17 protein-coding genes are annotated in these 18,713 nt (G+C 64.7%); 6 read left to right on the top strand and 11 right to left on the bottom strand.

All coding sequences use genetic code 11. The features are described from left to right. Nucleotides 1-261: 261 nt before the first annotated feature. Nucleotides 262-1,854 carry an ABC-F family ATPase gene (locus tag EVC45_RS23880; RefSeq protein ID WP_129960700.1) on the bottom strand — a complete coding sequence of 531 codons (1,593 nt, stop codon included), beginning with the start codon at nt 1,852-1,854 and terminating at the stop codon, nt 262-264. A 93-nt stretch (nt 1,855-1,947) separates the two neighbouring features. Beyond that, nucleotides 1,948-2,901, bottom strand: coding sequence for an NAD(P)-dependent oxidoreductase (locus tag EVC45_RS23875; protein WP_129960699.1), 954 nt, complete (start codon nt 2,899-2,901; stop codon nt 1,948-1,950). A 280-nt stretch (nt 2,902-3,181) separates the two neighbouring features. Here EVC45_RS23875 and EVC45_RS23870 point away from each other — a divergent pair, with 280 nt between their 5' ends. Beyond that, nucleotides 3,182-3,391 carry a dodecin gene (locus EVC45_RS23870; protein ID WP_129960698.1) on the top strand — a complete coding sequence of 70 codons (210 nt, stop codon included), beginning with the start codon at nt 3,182-3,184 and terminating at the stop codon, nt 3,389-3,391. A 149-nt stretch (nt 3,392-3,540) separates the two neighbouring features. Here the strand turns inward: EVC45_RS23870 and EVC45_RS23865 are convergent, their stop codons facing one another. The 4 genes from EVC45_RS23865 to EVC45_RS23850 form a co-directional block, all read right to left on the bottom strand. Beyond that, a complete protein-coding gene (locus EVC45_RS23865; protein WP_129960697.1) occupies nt 3,541-4,635 on the bottom strand; it encodes a BMP family ABC transporter substrate-binding protein in 1,095 nt (364 codons plus the stop codon). A 64-nt stretch (nt 4,636-4,699) separates the two neighbouring features. After that, complete coding sequence (locus tag EVC45_RS23860; protein ID WP_129960696.1) at nt 4,700-5,629, bottom strand: ABC transporter permease; 930 nt, start codon at nt 5,627-5,629, stop codon at nt 4,700-4,702. A gap of 27 nt (nt 5,630-5,656) precedes the next feature. Further along, a complete protein-coding gene (locus tag EVC45_RS23855) occupies nt 5,657-6,763 on the bottom strand; it encodes an ABC transporter permease (RefSeq protein ID WP_129960695.1) in 1,107 nt (368 codons plus the stop codon). A gap of 92 nt (nt 6,764-6,855) precedes the next feature. Then, nucleotides 6,856-8,454: an ABC transporter ATP-binding protein gene (locus EVC45_RS23850; RefSeq protein WP_129960694.1), complete on the bottom strand. Its 1,599-nt coding sequence runs from the start codon at nt 8,452-8,454 to the stop codon at nt 6,856-6,858. 308 nt (nt 8,455-8,762) lie between these two features. On the opposite strand from EVC45_RS23850, the gene EVC45_RS23845 reads away from it, so the two are divergent. Then, on the top strand, nt 8,763-9,695 hold the full coding sequence (locus EVC45_RS23845) for a LysR substrate-binding domain-containing protein (protein WP_129960693.1): 933 nt from the start codon (nt 8,763-8,765) through the stop codon (nt 9,693-9,695). Between the two features lie 108 nt (nt 9,696-9,803). Here EVC45_RS23845 and EVC45_RS23840 read toward each other — a convergent pair whose 3' ends face one another. Continuing rightward, nucleotides 9,804-11,192: an 8-oxoguanine deaminase gene (locus tag EVC45_RS23840; RefSeq protein ID WP_129960692.1), complete on the bottom strand. Its 1,389-nt coding sequence runs from the start codon at nt 11,190-11,192 to the stop codon at nt 9,804-9,806. A 546-nt stretch (nt 11,193-11,738) separates the two neighbouring features. Between EVC45_RS23840 and uraH the strand changes: the two genes are divergently transcribed. From uraH to EVC45_RS23820, 4 genes are all read left to right on the top strand, one after another. Beyond that, nucleotides 11,739-12,092, top strand: coding sequence for a hydroxyisourate hydrolase (gene uraH, locus EVC45_RS23835; protein ID WP_129960691.1), 354 nt, complete (start codon nt 11,739-11,741; stop codon nt 12,090-12,092). 240 nt (nt 12,093-12,332) lie between these two features. Beyond that, complete coding sequence (locus tag EVC45_RS23830; protein ID WP_129960690.1) at nt 12,333-13,526, top strand: urate hydroxylase PuuD; 1,194 nt, start codon at nt 12,333-12,335, stop codon at nt 13,524-13,526. 269 nt (nt 13,527-13,795) lie between these two features. Continuing rightward, entirely contained in the window at nt 13,796-14,062 is a 267-nt protein-coding gene (locus EVC45_RS23825; protein WP_008920757.1) for a helix-turn-helix transcriptional regulator, read from the top strand. Next, nucleotides 14,059-15,408, top strand: a complete 1,350-nt coding sequence (locus EVC45_RS23820; RefSeq protein ID WP_129960689.1) for a type II toxin-antitoxin system HipA family toxin — start codon at nt 14,059-14,061, stop codon at nt 15,406-15,408. Before EVC45_RS23825 ends, EVC45_RS23820 begins: the two co-directional genes overlap by 4 nt. A 95-nt stretch (nt 15,409-15,503) precedes the next feature. Here EVC45_RS23820 and EVC45_RS23815 read toward each other — a convergent pair whose 3' ends face one another. From EVC45_RS23815 to puuE, 4 genes are all read right to left on the bottom strand, one after another. Further along, nucleotides 15,504-16,016: an ureidoglycolate lyase gene (locus EVC45_RS23815; RefSeq protein WP_129960688.1), complete on the bottom strand. Its 513-nt coding sequence runs from the start codon at nt 16,014-16,016 to the stop codon at nt 15,504-15,506. Beyond that, nucleotides 16,013-17,023 carry an allantoicase gene (alc, locus tag EVC45_RS23810; protein WP_129960687.1) on the bottom strand — a complete coding sequence of 337 codons (1,011 nt, stop codon included), beginning with the start codon at nt 17,021-17,023 and terminating at the stop codon, nt 16,013-16,015. The genes EVC45_RS23815 and alc overlap by 4 nt, the downstream gene beginning before the upstream one ends. 67 nt (nt 17,024-17,090) lie before the next feature. Then, nucleotides 17,091-17,612 carry a 2-oxo-4-hydroxy-4-carboxy-5-ureidoimidazoline decarboxylase gene (gene uraD / locus EVC45_RS23805; protein WP_129960686.1) on the bottom strand — a complete coding sequence of 174 codons (522 nt, stop codon included), beginning with the start codon at nt 17,610-17,612 and terminating at the stop codon, nt 17,091-17,093. Next, nucleotides 17,609-18,559: an allantoinase PuuE gene (gene puuE / locus EVC45_RS23800; RefSeq protein ID WP_129960685.1), complete on the bottom strand. Its 951-nt coding sequence runs from the start codon at nt 18,557-18,559 to the stop codon at nt 17,609-17,611. Before puuE ends, uraD begins: the two co-directional genes overlap by 4 nt. Nucleotides 18,560-18,713 lie beyond the last annotated feature (154 nt).

Below are 18,713 nucleotides of genomic sequence, written 5' to 3'. Positions count from 1 at the left end.
TTCGGCCGGGTCGGTAGAGTGACCCCATCAGCTAAAGAAATGGGGAACCGATATGTCCTGCCTGCAAATCCTGATTGCTCTGGCGCCGCTTTGGATCATTCTGCTTGGCGTGTCGTGCACGTGCGCTTACCTCATCTTCGTCCGCAAGGTGATCGAGTAGGCGTCTGGATCGCGTTTGAACTGGGTACAACAAAAAGCCCACCAAGGTACGAACCTGGGTGGGCCATCTGGGTACATCGGGTCTTGGGTACGACCCGGCGCTTATTGCACGCCCTGACTCGTCAGGAAGTCCTCGTAGTTGCCGCCGAAGTCGTTCAGCGTGCCGTTGGTCTTCACTTCGATGATCCGGTTCGCGAGGCCGCTGACGAACTCACGGTCGTGCGACACGAAAATCAGCGTGCCTTCGAACTTGTCCAGCGCGATCTGCAGCGACTCGATCGACTCCATGTCCATGTGGTTGGTCGGCTCGTCCATCAGCAGCACATTGTGGCGGCCGAGCATCAGCTTGCCCCAGATCATGCGGCCCTTCTCGCCGCCCGACAGCACCTTGACCGACTTGCGGATGTCGTCCGCGTTGAACAGCAGGCGGCCGAGCGTGCCGCGCACCATCTGCTCGTCGTCGCCTTCCTTGCGGTACTGGTCGATCCAGTCCATCAGCGTGACGTCGCCCGGGAACTCTTCGTACGTGTCCTGCGGCATATAGCCGATGTTGGCGTTTTCCGCCCACTTCACCTTGCCGTGATCGAGTTGCAGGTTGCCGAGCAGCGAGCGCAGCAGCGTGGTCTTGCCCGCGCCGTTCTCGCCGATGATCGCAATACGCTCGCCCGGTTGCACGCTGATGCTGAAGTTATTGAAGATCGAGCGCTCGTATTTCTTCGAAATGCTCTCGGCGACCACCGCGATGTTGTGCAGCTTCTTCTCGAACTCGAAGCGGATGAACGGGTTCTGACGCGACGACGGCTTGAATTCCTCGATCTTGATCTTGTCGATCATCTTCAGACGGCTGGTGGCCTGGCGTGCCTTCGACTTGTTCGCCGAGAAGCGGCGCACGAAGTCCTGCAGATCGGCCACGCGCTCCTTCGCCTTCGCGTTGGCGGCCTGCTGACGCTCGCGCGCCTGGGTGCTGGCGAGCATGTAGTCGTCGTAGTTGCCCGGGTAGACCTTCAGCGTGCCGTAGTCCATGTCGGCCATGTGCGTGCACACCTGGTTCAGGAAGTGCCGGTCGTGCGAGATGATGATCATCGTCGAGTTGTACTGGTTGAGCACGTCTTCCAGCCAACGGATCGAGTTGATGTCCAGGTTGTTGGTCGGCTCGTCGAGCAGCAGCACGTCCGGCTTCGAGAACAGCGCCTGCGCGAGCAGCACGCGCAGCTTCCAGCCCGGTGCCACGTTGCTCATCGGCCCGTTGTGGTCTTCGATCGCGATGCCGATGCCGAGCAGCAGTTCGCCCGCGCGCGCTTCGGCCGTGTAGCCGTCGTACTCGGCGAACTTCGCTTCGAGCTCGGCCGCGTGCATGTAGTCGTCGTCGGTCGCCTCGGGGTTCGCGTAGATCGCGTCGCGCTCGGTCATCGCGGCCCACATTTCGGTGTGGCCCATCATCACGACGTCGAGCACGCGCACGTCTTCATACGCGAACTGGTCCTGGCGCAGCTTGCCGAGACGCACGTTCGGCTCGAGCATCACGTTGCCCGAGCTCGGCTCGAGATCCGAACCGAGAATCTTCATGAAAGTGGATTTACCGCAGCCGTTCGCACCGATCAGGCCATAGCGGTTCCCTTCCCCGAATTTGACCGAAATGTTCTCGAAGAGGGGCTTCGGCCCGAATTGCATGGTGATATTGGCAGTAGACAGCACGGCGCGTCCCTTTGAATGTGATATCGGCGAAAAACCCAATATTTTAGCAGGTTTAGAGATTTCAACCCGACAGTTCGTCCGGCGCGGCCCGCCTCACCCGTTCGAGCCGCCGCGCGGCGTCTGCAAAATGTCGATGAAGGCCGAAAAATCCGCATCGGCGAGCCCCATCGCGGCACCCAGTCGCAGCAATTGCTGGACCGTCGACGCAACCGGCATCGGCGTGCCGGTCTCGTAGGCGGTGGCCGCGACCGTGTCGACGTCCTTCTGAAACGTGCGCAACGCGCCGATCGGCGCCTGGCCGCTTTGCGTCATGCGCGGCACGAAGGTCCGCAGCAGCACCGAGTCGGCCCAGCCGCCGGCGAGCGCCTCGCTCAGCTTCGCGGCGTCGATGCCGCTGCGCTGCGCGAGGCTCACCGCCTCGGCGATCGCGGCGACGGTCGCGGTGACGATCGCCTGATTGCACAGCTTCGCGGTTTGCCCCGCGCCGACCTCGCCCATGTGCGTGACGCGGGCGGCATAGGCGTCGAGCAAGGGGCGCACCGCGGCGAGATCGCTGGCCGCGCCGCCGGCCATGATCGCGAGCGTGCCCGCCGTGGCGCCGGCGACGCCGCCCGACACCGGCGCGTCGATCCAGCCTATCGAAGTCGCACGCTCGTGCGCCGCTGCGCCGGCCGCGTTGCCCGGTTCGCCGAAATCCGCCACGCGGCGCGCCAGCGCGCGCGTCGCGGCGGGCGGAATGCTCGAATGATCGACGATCCAGCGCAGCCGCTGCGCCGCCAGACGGCCGCCCCCCGGAGCGCAATCGAGCAGCCCGCCCGGCCCGAACACGGTCTGTTCGACCGCTGCCGCGTCGGCGACGCACAGCAGCACCGCGTCGCAGCGCGCAGCCAGCTCACGCGGCGTATCGACGACGTGCGCACCCTCGGCCCGCAAGGCCTCGGCCTTGGCCCGCGTGCGATTCCATACATGCACGGTATGCCCCGCGCGCAACAGGTGCCGGATCATCGGCGCGCCCATCAGACCGGGGCCGCAAAAACCAGTTTCCACGTTCGAACCTCGTCGGCTATCAGATTGCAGGGATTATGTTGCGTGCACATGATAACGGCCGCCCCGGGCGGTGAGCTCCCGCGATACCGGGCATGCGGCGTGCGGCGTCGATGGTTCGGGCGGCGACATCCGATCCGCCACGCAGCCGATGACGCTGGCGCGGACGTCGGCGAGCACGCATATGCCTCTCAGACAGCGCGAACCGTTGCCTATACTTTTTTCCATGCGCGTTTCCGAGCAGCGTTTCACCGACCCGCGGCGCACACCAAGGAGAACACTCATGTCAGAGCACGTTTACAAGAAGATCGAACTGACCGGCTCGTCGAAAAAATCGATCGACGACGCGATCACCACCGCGATTGCCAAAGCGTCGGCGACGCTGCGCAATCTGCACTGGTTCGAGGTCACGGAAACGCGCGGCCAGATCGAGGACGGCAAGGTCGCGTACTGGCAGGTCACGCTGAAGGTCGGCCTGCGCATCGAGGACTGAGCGGCGGCTACGCGATGCGCTTGCGCGCCATCGCGCGCAGCCGCAAACAAAAAAGCTGCGTCCAACCCGAAGCCGGGTTGGGCGCAGCTTTTTTTCAACAGGAGGCTGCCCGCGGCGCCGGACCCCACGGGCGAGCGTCACGGCCCGCTTTACTTCGGCAGTGACCCGTCGACACCCTCCACGTACCAGTTCAGGCGCTGCAGTTCCGCATCGGTCAGCGTCTTGCCGTCGGGCACCTTCACCGTGCCCGACTGATCCTTGATCGGACCCGTGAACACGTCGCGCTTGCCGCTCGCGAGTTCGTCGCGCCTGGCGGCGACCTGCTTCTGCCCATCGGCCGGAATCACCGAGGTGTTCAGGTCCTCGAGGTTGACGGCCTTCTGCGGAATGCCCCACCACACCGGATCGTTCTTCCACTTGCCGTCGAGCACCTGCTGGATCACCGCGCTGTAGTACACGCCCCAGTGCGCGACCACCGAGCCGAGATGCGCATCAGGACCGAACTTCTTCATGTCCGAATCCCAGCCGAACGCGTGCACGTGCTTCTCCGACGCGGTCGCGAGCGTCGCGCTCGAATCGGTGTTCTGCAGCAGCACGTCGGCGCCCTGGCCGATCAGCGTTTCGGCGGCCTGCTTTTCCTTGCCCGGATCGAACCAGCTGTTGATCCAGATCACCTTCGTGTGCACCTTCGGATTCACCGAGCGCGCGCCGAGCGTGAACGCGTTGATGTTGCGCACCACCTCCGGAATCGGCACCGACGCGACGAAGCCGAGCGTGTTGCTCTTCGTCACGTAGCCCGCGGCGACGCCGGCCAGATACGCGCCCTGATACATGCGCACGTCGTAGGTGCCGAAGTTCGGCGCCTTCTTGTAACCGGTCGCGTGCAGGAACACGGTGTCCGGGAAGTCCTTCGCGACCTTCAGCTGGAAGTCCTGGTAACCGAAGCTCGTGCCGAAGATGATCTTGTTGCCCTTGTTCGCGAGATCGCGGAACACGCGCTCGGAGTCGGCCGATTCGGGCACGTTCTCGACGCGCGTGATCTTGATCCTGTTGCCGAACTTCGCTTCGGCTTCCTTCGAGCCCTGGTCGTGCGCGAAGGTCCAGCCGGCATCGCCCGGATTGCCGAGATAGACGAACGCGACGCCCGGCACGTCGGCGGCTTGCGCGGTTTGCGCGAGCGGCGCGGCGAGTGCGAGCGACGCCGCGCCCCACGCGAAAGCGGTCAGCAGATTTCTTCTCTTCATGTTTTATCCCCTGTCGTGATGAGCGAATAGTATTGAGCGGATCGATAAAAAACCCGTGTCGCCGTCAACCCGCCGAGAAAAACGGCTTGCCGAGCGACGCGGGCGCATTCAGGCGAATCGTGTTCGGATTGCGCGAGATCAGCGCGAGCACGACGATCGTCGCGACGTACGGCAGCATCGCGAGGAACTGCGTCGGCACCGGCACGCCGATCGCCTGCGCGTAAAACTGCAGCCCCGTCACCGCGCCGAACAGCAGCGAGCCGATCAAAAGGCGCCCGGGCCGCCACGTCGCGAACACCACGAGCGCGAGCGCGATCCAGCCGCGGCCCGAGGTCAGGTTCTCCTGCCACAGGTGCAGATTGACGATCGAATAGTAGCCGCCCGCGAGCCCCGCCATGCCGCCGCCGAACGCGACCGCGCCATAGCGCACGCCGACCACCGGAAAGCCGACCGAGTGCGCGACCTGCGGCGATTCGCCGACCGAGCGCAGCACGAGCCCCGCGCGCGTGCGATACAGGAACCAGCCGATCACCGCGAACATCAGGAACGCGAGGTAATCGAGCGGCGTGAGGGTGAACAGCGCCGGGCCGAGCACCGGAATCTTCGACAGGCCCGGAATCGTCCACGTGTCGATCGTCGCGCGCACCGCGGCCGACGTGTACGGCTTGCCGACGTACGCGGACAGACCGATGCCGAAGATCGTCAGCGACAGACCGGTCGCGACCTGGTTGGCGAGCATCGTCAGCGTGAGGAACGCGAACAGCAGCGACATCACGAGACCGGCGCCGATCGCGGCGAGCACGCCGAGCCACGGGCTGCCGGTGATCGACGTGACCGCGTAGCCGCTGACGGCGCCCATCAGCATCATCCCTTCCACGCCGAGGTTGAGGACGCCCGATTTCTCGGCGACGAGTTCGCCGGCGCCCGCGAACATCAGCGGGATCGACGCGGTGATCGCGCTCGACGTGAGCGCGCTGGCTTGCTGGATATCCATATCGAATCTAGGAGCGGATTGGCAAACTTAATGACCCACTGCCACGGCCGAGCGGCGCCGCACGCGGTAGTTCACGAACAGGTCGGCGCCGAGCAGGCAGAACAGCAGCAGGCCCTGGAATACGCCCGACAGCGCCTGCGGCAATTGCATCGAGGTCTGCACCGCTTCGCCGCCCAGATACAGCAGCGCCATCAGCAGACTCGCGAGCACGATGCCAAGCGGATGCAAGCGCCCGACGAACACGACGATGATCGCGGTGAAGCCGTAGCCCGGCGACCACGTCGCCTGCAACTGGCCGATCGGACCGGCGATCTCGCCCATGCCGGCGAGGCCCGCGAGACCGCCGCTGACGAGCAGCGCGGTCCAGATGGTTTTCTTGTCGGAGAAACCCGCGTAACGCGCGGCCAGCGGCGCGAGTCCGCCGACGTTCATCCGGTAGCCCGCGAAGCTCTTGCGCATGAACAGCCAGACGAGCGGAATCGCGATCAGCGTGAGGAACACGGACGCGTTCAGGCGCGTGCCACGCAAAAATTTCCAGTGCCAGTCGCCGTACAGCGTCGGAAACAGCGCGTCGCCGCTGAACATTTCCGACAGCGGGAAGTTCATGCCCTGCGGATCGCGCCACGGGCCGCTGACGAGGTAGATCAGCAGTTGCGTCGCGACGTACGTGAGCATCAGGCTCACGAGAATCTCGTTGGTATTGAAGCGGCTCTTCAGAAACGCGGGAATCGCGGCCCACGCCATGCCGCCGAGGATGCCGGCGAGCATCATGGTCGGCAGGATCCACCAGCCGCTCGCCTGATCGAAATAGATCGCGACGCCGCTCGCCGCGATGCCGCCGAGCAGCATCTGCCCTTCGGCGCCGATGTTCCACACGTTCGCGCGATAACCGATCGCGAGACCAAGGCCGATCAGGCACAACGGCGACGCCTTCAGCAGCAGCTCGGACCAGCCGTTGATGCTCGACAGCGGTTCGATGAAGAACGCGTGCATCGCCTGCAACGGGTCGCGGCCGACCAGGCCGAAAATCAGGAAGCCGATCGCGAGCGTCAGCAGCGCGGCGATCAGCGGCACGGCGAGCTGCATCGTGCGCGAGGGCGTCGTGCGGGCTTCGAGTCGATAGGGAAGCATCATGGGTAGCGTGGGTTTGTTCGGGTTCTGTTCTTCAGGGTCCGCAGCGGCTGCGTGATGAGCTTGTTAGTGTGGCAGGCGGCGCAAGCCTCGCATCACGCATGCGCCGGCTGGTCCGCCGCGGGTGCCGAGCCCTCGCGGTCGCCGAACAGCCCCGCCATCCAGCGGCCGATTTCCTCGGCGTTGGTCGCACCGGTCGCCCGCACCGGTGAAAGCCGCCCGCCCGCGAGCACCGCGATGCGATCGCAGATGTCGAACAGCTCTTCCAGTTCCTCCGAGATCACCAGAATCGCGACGCCGCGCGCGGACAGATCGAGCAGTTGCTGACGGATGAACGCGGACGCGCCGACATCGACGCCCCACGTCGGCTGCGCGACCACCAGCACCTTCGGCGCCTGCAAAATCTCGCGACCCATGATGTATTTCTGCAGATTGCCGCCCGACAGACTTTGCGCGAGCGCGTCGGAGCCGCCGCAGCGCACGTCGAACGCGTCGATGCAGCGCTTCGCGAACGCGCGCATCGCGTCCGTCCTGATCCAGCCCGAGCTGACCATGCCCTGCCGATGCGCGGTCAGCAGCGCATTGTCGGCGAGGCTCATCGCCGGCACCGCGCCGCGGCCGAGCCGCTCCTCGGGCACGAAGCCGAAGCCGAGCGCGCGCCGGCCGCCCGCGCCGAGGCGCGCGGCCGGCTTGCCGCAGATCGTGATCGCGTCGGCCGGCAGGCTGCGTTTTTCAACGCGCTTTTCACCGGACAGCGCCGCGAGCAGTTCCGCCTGGCCGTTGCCCGACACCCCGGCAATGCCGAAGATCTCGCCCGCGTGCACGCTGAACGACACGTCGCGCAACGAGGTGCCGAACGGATCGTCGCTCGCGACCGACAACTGCCTGACGTCGAGCAGCACCGCGCCCGGCTTGTGCTCGCGCCGCGTGTAGTCGGGCAGCGAATGACCGACCATCAACTGCGCGAGGGAAGCATGCGTCTCGTTCTTCGGCGTCACATGGCCGGTCACGCGACCGCCGCGCATCACGGTGGCGGTGTCGCACAGCTCCTGGATTTCGTCGAGCTTGTGGCTGATGTACAGGATGCTGCAGCCTTCGGCCGCGAGCCGGCGCAGCGTCGTGAAGAGCTTGCGGACCGCCTGCGGCGTCAGCACCGAGGTCGGTTCGTCCATGATCAGGAGACGCGGATTCTGCAGCAGGCAGCGCACGATTTCGACGCGCTGCCGCTCGCCGACGGTGAGGCTGTGCACGTGCCGCTGCGGATCGATGTCGAGCCCGTAGTCGGCCGACACCTCACGAATGCGTTTGGACAGGGACTTCAGATCGAACGGCTCGTCGAGCGCGAGCGCGATGTTTTCGCCGACCGTCAGCGTCTCGAACAGCGAGAAGTGCTGGAACACCATGCCGACGCCGAGCTTGCGCGCGGCCGCCGGGCTCGCGATGTCGACCGTCTCGCCTTCCCAACGGATCTCGCCGGCGTCGGGTCGCACCGCGCCGTAGATGATCTTCATCAGCGTGCTCTTGCCCGCGCCGTTCTCGCCGAGCACCGCGTGAATTTCGCCGGGAGCGACGACCAGCGTGACGTCGTCGTTGGCGCGCACGGCCGGGTACTGCTTCGTGATGCCCGTGAGTGCGAGCCGGGGCACCGCCTGAGCGGTGAGTTGCGCGCCGTCGCTAAGTGGAGTGTCGCTCATGAGATTCCGTAGTGCGTTCGTGACGCTGCCTGGCATGTGCTTGCAGCCTGCTTGCCGCCTGTTTTTTTGCCGCCGGGTTGCCGCCGGGTTGCGGACCATCGGCCCGCCCTGTCGACGGGCGATCCGTCACCACAACCGGATGACGATACCTAATTCGTCCCACTCAGTCGAGTTGACAAAATTCCCGCAAACCCCCGCCACTACAAGCTCTGCGGGTATGCCACCCTTGACGCAGCTTTTCGTTCATATTAAAACGCATATACCCCCACGTTCGTTCGATCAGCCAGCACATATATTTCGGAGAGTCCATGAGTCAGCAACGCGAGGCGATCGACACGTACCTGCTACGCGTGTTGCACACCCTTCTGATGGAGCGCAGCGTCACGCGCGCCGCCGTCAAACTGAACCAGTCCCAACCCGCGATCAGCGCGGCGCTGCGCCGTCTGCGCGACATCACCGGCGACCCGCTGCTGGTGCGCGGCAAGTCCGGCATGGTGCCGACCGAGTACGGCCTGCGCCTGCTCGAACCGGTGCAGAACGCGCTGCGTGAAATCGAGCGCATCAAGTTCCAGCAGCACAACTTCGATCCGGCCACCTCGATCCGCTGCTACCGGATCGGCTGTCCCGACTACCTGAACGTACTGTTCGTGCCGACGGTCGTCGAACGGTTCCGCCAGGCCGCGCCGAACGCGACGCTCGAATTCCATTCGCTCGGCCCCGCGTTCGACTACGAACTCGCGCTCGAGGACGGCAAGCTCGACATCGTGGTCGGCAACTGGCCGGAGCCGCCCGAGCAGCTGCATCTGTCGAACCTGTTCGTCGATCAGATCGTCTGCCTGATGAGCAACACGCATCCGTTCGCCAAACGCGGCGGGCTCACGCTCGACCAGTACCTGAACGCGCCGCATCTCGCGCCGACGCCGTATTCGGTCGGCCAGCGCGGCGCGATCGACGTGCATCTCGCGCGCGAGCGGTTGAAGCGCCATGTGGTCGTCACGCTGCCCTACTTCAATCTCGCGCCTTACGTGCTGATCAAATCCGACCTGATCTTCACGACGACGCGCCTCTTTGCCGACTACTACGCGAAGTTCCTGCCGCTGACCGTGGTACCCGCGCCGCTCGACTTCCCGCCGATGCAGTATTACCAGCTGTGGCACGAACGCGTGCATTACTCCGACGAAGTGCGCTGGCTGCGCGGTCTGGTCGGCGAGGCCACCCGGACGTTGATCGACAAGCCCTGACGCCGCGGCGCCGATCGCACTGGCGGCGCCGCTCACGTGCCGAGCACTCGCGGCATCCGCGGATCACCACCCGGATGCCGCCCCTTCCGCGCAAGCTCAAGCTCAAGCTCAAGCCGCCGCATCGTAAAGCTGCCGCGCGAGCCGGTTATGGCGCTCGATCACCGGCCCGAGTTCGAGCGTCGCCAACTGCCCGTCCTTCACCACCACCTTGCCGTCGATCACGCTATAGCTGACCTGCGACGGCGCGCAGAACACCAGCGCCGCCACCGGATCGTGCAGCGCGCCGGCAAAGTGCGGCTGGTGCAGATCGAACGAAACGAAATCGGCGGCCATGCCGGGCGCGAGCGCGCCGATGTCGTCGCGATTGAGCACGCGCGCGCCGCCCACGGTCGCAATTTCGAGCGCCTCGCGCGCGGTCATCGCATCGGGCCCGAAACCGACGCGCTGCAGCAGCAGCGCCTGGCGCACTTCGGCGACCATCTGCGCACCGTCGTTCGACGCCGAGCCGTCGACGCCGAGCCCAACCGGCACGCCCGCGAGCCGCATGCGCTTGACCGGCGCGATGCCCGACGCGAGCCGCATGTTCGAGCACGGACAGTGCGCGACGCCGGTGCCGGTGCGCGCGAACAGCGCGATGCCCGCGTCGTCGAGTTGCACGCAGTGCGCATGCCATACGTCGCGGCCGACCCAGCCGAGATCGTGCGCATACTCGGCCGGCGTCATGCCGAACTTCTCGCGGCTGTACTCGACGTCGTTGACGTTCTCCGCCAGATGCGTGTGCAGCGACACGCCGTACTGGCGCGCGAGCACCGCCGATTCGCGCATCAGGTCGCGGCTCACCGAAAACGGCGAGCACGGCGCGACCACGACGCGCAGCATCGCGTAGCGCCCATCGTCGTGATACGTCTCGATCAGACGCTGCGTGTCCTTCAGGATGTCCGCCTCGCGCTCGACCACCGAATCGGGCGGCAGGCCGCCGCCTTTTTGTCCCACGCTCATGCTGCCGCGCGCCGCGTGAAAGCGCATGCCGATGCGGCGCGCCGCGGCGATGCTGTCGTCGAGACGGCTGCCGTTCGGATAGATATACAGATGGTCGCTCGAGGTCGTGCAGCCCGACAGCAACAGCTCGGCCATCGCGGTCAGCGTCGACACTTCGATCATGTCGGGCGTCAGGTTCGCCCATACCTTGTACAGATTCGTGAGCCAGCCGAACAGCTCGGCGTTCTGCGCGGCGGGAATCGCGCGCGTGAGGCTCTGGTACATGTGGTGATGCGTGTTGACGAGCCCCGGAATCACCAGATGGCCGCGCAGGTCGAGTACTTCGTCGGCCGTTTGCGGCAGTTGCGCGGTCGGTCCGACCGCGACGATCCGGTTGTCCTCGATATACAGCCCGGCGTCGCGCAGTTCGCGCCGCTCGCCATCCATCGTGACGAGCACGTCCGCGTGCTTCACGAGCATCGTTTTACCGGGTTGTTGCAGTGCTTCGTTCATCGTCATTCGTCTGTCCGCCTGGTTGCCTGCATGCAAAGCCGTTCGAACGCGATGCGGCGGTACGCCACCGTGCCGCCGCGTTCCGTTGAACGCCGTTGGCCCGGTTACCCAGCGTGAATCGCCGTCTTCGGGTTTTCCGTGGCAAAGGACTGCCTTCGCACGGGTGTTTTTGCGCCGCCGCCTTGCGCGAACCGCATCGGGTTCGCGTCGGCCGCGTCGCACAGCGCTTACCTTCGGTAGCCAAAATCCGGCTGGCAACCCGCGTGGTTGCGATACCCGGGTTCACACCGCCAATATAGTGGTGCATTTTTGGCGCCGGTACGATCGGCCGATGAGCCGGCGCGGCTTTCGATTGGCCGTCCATCATGCGCGAACTATTATCTTTCCTATCGCTCGCGTTCGGGACGGAGCAACCTTTTTACAATGGCTGCCACGGCGCTCGCTTCAATTCGCCGACGGGTATGTAGCCACTGACGTGGAGCCTCGATCCGCCGCAAACGTAATGGATCGGGCCGCCGCCGACACCTCGCATTCACACAAGGACAATTGCGAATGGGCAAGCTCACTACCCACGTGCTCGACACCGCGAACGGCCGTCCCGGCGCAGGCATCAAGGTCGAACTCTTCGCGCTCGCTGGAGACACGCGCCGCGCACTCAAAACCACGCTCACGAATCACGACGGCCGCTGCGACGAGCCGCTGCTCGAAGGCGACGCGCTCGTCGCGGGCGAGTACGAGCTCGTGTTCGGCGCGGGCGACTACTTCGCGTCGCTCGGCACCAAGGTGCCGGAGCCGCGCTTCGTCGATCGCGTCGTGCTGCGCTTCGGCGTCGCCGATGCTGGCGCGCACTATCACGTGCCGCTGCTGGTGTCGCCGTTTTCGTACAGCACGTATCGGGGCAGCTAGCCCGGCTGGATGCGAGCCGCGCCCGATCGCATTGGGCGGATGCTCGCCGGGCCCGCGGAGGAGACACGAGCCACGACCGGCGAACATGCGCGAAACGCGATCAGCTGCACGGCATGAATCAGCGGATGCCCCGCGATACCCATAACAACCCGCGCTGCGTCTTTTACCCCGCAGTCGGCGCGATGACCGGCGATATCGACCGTCATCGCGCGCACAACGAATCAGAAGTGGAGGAGTTTCATGGAAGGCTTTATCACCGACTGGTTGAACCTCGCGATTCGCTGGTTCCACGTCATCGCCGCCATTGCATGGATCGGCGAATCGTTCTATTTCGTCGCGCTCGACAATAGCCTGAAACCGCCGACCGATCCGAACCAGCGCCGCCGAGGCGTATTCGGCGAGCTGTGGCACGTGCACGGCGGCGGCTTCTACAACATGCAGAAGTACACGGTCGCGCCGCCCGAAATGCCCGACGACCTGCACTGGTCGAAGTGGCCGTCGTACACGACCTGGATGTCCGGCTTCGGTCTGTTCACCGTGCTGTATCTGTTCTCGCCGAGCACTTACCTGATCGACAAGAACGTGCTCGACATGGGGCCGGTGGTCGCCGTCGCGTCCGCGATCGGTTTCCTCGCGGCCGGCTGGATCGTCTACGACTCGCTGTGCCGCGTTCTCGGCACCCGCGACAAGCTGCTCGGCGTCTGCGTCGGCGCCTACGTGCTGATCGCGGCGTATCTCGCCTGCCATATCTTCGCGGGCCGTGCGGCGTATCTGATCATGGGCGCGATGCTCGCGACGATCATGTCGGCCAACGTGTTCTTCGTGATCATTCCCGGCCAGCGCAAGATGGTCGACGCGATGCTCAAGGGCGACACGCCGAACCCGATCTACGGCAAGCGCGGCAAGCAGCGCTCGGTGCACAACACGTATTTCACGCTGCCGGTCGTGTTTGCGATGCTGTCGAACCACTACGCGATGACCTACACGCATCCGTACAACTGGGCGGTGCTCGTCGTCATCATGCTGGCCGGTGCGCTGATCCGTCAGTTCTTCGTGATGCGCCATCGCGGTCAGGTGTTGTGGTATCTGCCGCTCGTCGGCGTCGCGCTGATGTGCACGGCGCTCGTGTGGACCATGCCGCGTCCGGTGGTGCCGACGGCGCAGGCCGCCAACGCGCCGACGCTGAAGGTCGCCGACATCGCGCCGGTGCTGCAGCAGCGCTGCGTGGCCTGCCACTCCGCGCATCCGACGATGATGGGCAGCGCGCCCGCCGGCGTGCTGATGGATACGCCCGACGAAATCTCGCAGAACGCGCAGCGCATTTATCAGCAGGCGGTCACGCTGAAGGCGATGCCGCTGGGTAACGTCACGCACATGACCGACGACGAGCGGATGAAGATCGCCGCGTGGTTCGAAGGCGGCGCGGCGAAGTAAGGACGTCGTTCCGGATCACGGATCCGGTGCCGAAGTAGAGGCAGGAATGGAAGCGGGCTTGTCGCGAGAGCGGCAAGCCCGTTGTCGTTTGGGGATCGCGGCGGGTGCAGTCGGCGGTATCGACAGATCATTTTGCTGCCCTAAGGCTACAAAAACTGGCCAAAACACACAAAATGTAGCCCTAAAGGCACAAATTCAAATAATCTTACTGTGCCTCTTGGGCTACAATAAATGTCATATTCGCCGAATGTGACGCCTTGGGGCTACAAATGACCAACCTCGCCGATGTCTCGGACATGCTCAAAGCCGTACGACGCGACAGCAAACTCTCGCAGGAAGAACTTGCACGCCGCGCGGGCGTGGCTCGCACGACCGTCGCGCGGATGGAGACGCTCGCAAAGAACGATATGAGTGTTTCCGTGCTGGTGCGCCTGCTCGAGGCTGCCGGCTACGACCTCAAGTTCGTCGCGCATGGACATGGTCGCACGCTGGAAGACATCCTCGCTGAGCAGCGCAGCCCGGACGCGCAGCCATGAAGCTCGACGTTCAGGTGCTAGGCAGGAACGTTGCCACGCTGTTTCGCGAGCGAGACGACTATGTCCTCAAATACAACCGCGATGCGAGCGCGGCCGACTTCGTCAGTCTGACGATGCCGGTGCGCGAAGAGGCCTGGCGCTGGCCGCGCGACCTGCATCCGTTTTTCCGGCAGAACCTGCCCGAAGGCTACCTGCTGAATCTGATCCGCGAGCAGTTCGGGCCCTTGCTCGACGGAACCGATCTGTCACTGCTCGCCGTCGTCGGTTCGATGGGAATCGGCCGGGTCACCGTCACGCCCGAAGGTGTCGCGCCGGGGACCGAGCTCCAGGCGCTCGACGTCCAGCACATCCTGCACGGCGACAACACCGCCGAACATTTCGCCCGGCTCGTACGTGAATATGCACGAGCGGCCATTTCGGGCGTCGTGCCGAAGTTCATCGCGCCGGAAGCGCAGCCGTCTTCCGCGTCGACACCGTTGCAGCTCGGCAAGCCGACGATTCGAACCAGCCGACACATCGTCAAAGGCTCGGACGACAACACGCCCTTTCTCGGCTTCAACGAGTTCTATTCGATGCGGGTGCTGGAGCGGCTGCGGGTGGCGCCGGTTGCGCGCACGCAGATGTCGGACGATGGCCGGGCCCTGATCGTCGAGCGCTTCGATGTCGACGCAGAAGGCCTGCCGGCGTACGGCGTCGAAGACCTGTGCGGCCTGCTCGGTTTGCCGCCGCACGAAAAATACAATTCGACCAGCGAGAAAATGCTCAACGCGGCGAGAGCGTATCTGCTCGATCGCGACACCATGCGCGTGCAGCTCCAGCAGTTCGGCTGGCATCTGCTGACCAACTACGTCGTGCGTAATGCGGACTGCCACACCAAGAACGTCGCATTGTTCTATACGTCGGTCGACGACGTCGCGTTCACGCCCGTCTACGATGTCGTGACGACGCAGGCTTATCCGCGCTTCGCGGCCAATCCGCCGGGCCTGGCCGTTGACGGCCGCAAAACCTGGGCAGCGGGTAAGACGCTCGAACGCTTTTTCAACACGCGCATGGGCATCGCTCCGCGGCAATATGCGCAGATGGTCGAAGCGCTGTGCGACTCGGCTGTCGACGTCGGACACGAGTTGATCGAAGCCGCGCGCAACGAACCGCAGTGGCGCACGGTCGCCAAGCAGATGCTGCACGCGTGGGACGACGGCATGACCTCGTTGCGATCGCCAAAGAAGAGCCTGCAATTCAGGGGGCTCAAGCCGGCCATCGAAGCGGCGGGATTTTCGGCGCCCGAGCCGCCCGAGCGGTCGAGGGAGGTGATCGGGCATTCGCCGCTGCTTGGCAGGCGCAAGTGATCGCCAGCGATGCAAAAAAGCCCGCGACGTAACGCACGCCGCGGGCTTTTTCTTAAAACCACAACGCTACCGGTTGCCCGGCAGCTGGATTGCCGTCAAACCGCCACCGCGCTCAACGCATCTTCCGTGAGCCACAGCGACTCCGCCAGATCCTGCTCGTTCAGATTGAGCCCCTCCCCGCCACGATCGACGACGATGAAGTCGCTCACCTCGCCCAACGCGATCAGCGGATGGTGCCACACGCCTTTCGCATAGTTGACGCCCTGCCAGCCGCTCGTGACGAACGCGCGGATCTGCGTCTCGTCGAGCTCGCCCACAGGCGCGACGACGACCAGATACGGCTTGTCGTTCAGCGGCACGAACGCCTGACTGCCGAGCGGATGACGCTCCAGCATCTTCACTTCGAACGGCAGCGTGCGCGGCTGACCACGAAACAGATTGACCAGCGTGCGGCCGTGCTCGTCGGTCACGTCGACTTTCGCGAGGTCGTGATAACGGATCGTCGTGCCGAGGTTGATCGGAATCTGCTTCGCGCCTTCGAGTTCTATCACGTCGCCGAATGCGGCGAACGCCTCTTTCGTCAGCGGTTCGATAGCGAGCGTTTTCATTCGAGCGTACCCCACAGACGCAGACGCGACACACCGCCGTCCGGATAGATGTTGAAGCGCACATGCGTGACGGGCCCGAGCGCCGCGATCTCGCTTTCGAAGAAATGCTGCTTGTCCATCTGCAGCTTCTGTTCGCCGAGCAGCACCGGCCAGAACATCGCCTGCGTGACCAGCGAGCTGTCGGTGCCGCCCTTCACGTACGCGGCCTGGATCGAGCAGCGATCCGGATAATTGCCCTTGAAGTGCGCGGTGTCGACTTCGATCTTGCGGATCACGCCCGGCTGCGCGAGCGCGATGATCGCCCAGTCGTTGCCCGGCTCGCGGCGACGACGCGTTTCCCAACCGTCACCCATGTTCACGCCGCGGCCCGGCATCAGCAGCGTAGAGGCCGCGCCGAAGTGCTGGTTGTTCGCGCCGACCAGATACGCGCCGTTTTCCATCGCCGCGAGATCGAACTGCTCGGTGCGGCTCGCAGTCGCCCAGTCCACCTGCGGCTGACCGTACACCCGCAGACGCGCGATGCCGCCGTCCGGATAGATGTTCACGCGCAGATGCGTATACGCATTCGCGTCGCCGACTTCGAGGTAGTGGTGGCTATTGCCCTGCAGGGTGGTCGACGGCACGATCTCGGTCCATTGCGTCGCCTGGTTCGGCTCGCCATCCACCACGCGCGCCGCTTCCACCGACGCCGCCGGCGGGAAGTTGCCGGTGAAATGGCTGGTGTCGAGGTCGAGCCCCTTGATCACGCCGGGCCGCGCGAGCTTGACGACGCACCAGTCGTAGCCGGTCGTGCGCTTGCGGCGCGTTTCCCAGCCGTCCATCCATTTGCCGTTGTTGTCGTACTTGCCCGGAATGAAGACGGCCGGTTCCGGATTCAGCATGCGGTCTTTAGACGCGAAGAATTCGTCGCTGGCCTCGAGCGCCTGCGCGCCCAGACGCGGGTCCGCCAGATTCACGTAACGGCGCGTGAATTCCGGTGCGTTGGGGTCGAGAATCGGAAGTGCCATCTTTGTCGTCCTTGATATCGATTGGTGCGAAAAAAACGTTGCGGCTCGCTGCGTGACGCGATGCGCGTCACGCGCTGATCAGGTCGTCGAGCCGGAAACGTGCAATGCGATAGATCTGATCGAGGCTCGCGCGCATTTCGTCGGTGCGGCTATTGTTCACGCGCGATTCGAAGTTCGCGATGATGCCGTGGCGGTCATAGCCGCGCACCGCGAGAATGAACGGAAAGCCGAATTTCTCGCGATATGCGTGGTTGAGCGCCAGCAGCTTGTCGAACTCTTCCTGCGTGCATTGCGCGAGGCCCGCGCCGCTTTGCTCGCGCGTCGATTCCGCCGTCAGCTCGCCGCGCACGGCGGCCTTGCCGGCCAGCTCCGGGTGCGCGTTGATCAGCGCGAGCTGCCTGTCTTCTCCCGAGGTTTCGACGATCTGCGACATCCTGCGATGCAGCTCGTCGATGCTCGCGAACGGCCGCTCCTGCGCCGCAATCTCCGCGACCCACGGCGAGTGCTCGAAGATGCCCGACAGCGCCGCGACGAAGGCGTCGGTCGAGATGCGGTTGAGTTGGTCCAGGGTGTATTGCATCGCCTTCATGCCGCCGCCTCGCGGTTGTCTTGTTGGTAAGGATGAGTTTCGTGCCAGTGCCGCGCGATATCGACGCGCCGCGACACCCATACGCGATCGTGCTGCTCGATGTGATCGAGAAAGCGCTGCAGCGCGCGAAAACGTCCCGGCCGCCCGAGCAGCCGGCAGTGCATGCCGATCGACAGCATCTTCGGCGCTTCGTCGCCCTCTTCGTACAGCACGTCGAATGCGTCGCGCAGGTAGGTGAAGAAGTGGTCCGCGGTGTTGAAGCCTTGCGGGGTGGCGAAGCGCATGTCGTTGGTGTCGAGCGTGTACGGCACGATCAGTTGCGGCACGCTCTTGCCGCCCGATACTTCGACGTCCATCCAGAACGGCAGGTCGTCGCCGTAGTAATCGGAGTCGTACAGGAAGCCGCCATATTCGGCGACCAGCCGATGCGTGTTCGGACTGTCGCGGCCGGTGTACCAGCCGAGCGGCCGCACGCCGGTCACGCGCTCGATCGCCTGCATGCCGAGGCGCATGTGCTCTGCTTCCTTCTCCGGCGACATGTCCTGATAGTGAATCCAGCGATAGCCGTGGCAAGCGATCTCATGCCCGAGTTCGACGAACGCCCGCGCAACTTCCGGATGCCGTTCGATCGCCATGCCGACGCCGAATACCGTCAGCGGCAGCTTGCGCTTTTCGAATTCGCGCAGGATGCGCCACACGCCCGCGCGCGAGCCGTATTCGTAGATCGACTCCATGCTCATGTGCCGCGCCGGATACGACGCCGCGCCCACGATCTCCGACAGGAACTGCTCGGAACCGGAATCGCCGTGCAGCACGCAGTTTTCGCCGCCCTCTTCGTAGTTGAGGACGAATTGCACCGCGACGCGCGCTCGGCCCGGCCAGTTCGCCTGCACCGGGTGGCGGCCGTAGCCGATCAGATCGCGTGGGTAGTTCGGGTCGAGTGGCATGGTTTGACGGATGCGTAGTGACGGGGCCAGGAATTCGCGTGAAGCTCGGGCGGGCCGCATGATTGACTTGAGGACCGCCGCGGCTCGAAACCCCTCGGCAGCGGCGGCGCGATTTGCTCACGAAGACGCTTGACGGAGGCTTCAGCGGCAGCCG

Source organism: Paraburkholderia sp. UYCP14C (assembly GCF_004197395.1).
GTDB lineage: Bacteria > Pseudomonadota > Gammaproteobacteria > Burkholderiales > Burkholderiaceae > Paraburkholderia.
Note: the sequence above shows the minus strand (reverse complement) of the source record. Positions and strands in the feature narration are given on the sequence as shown.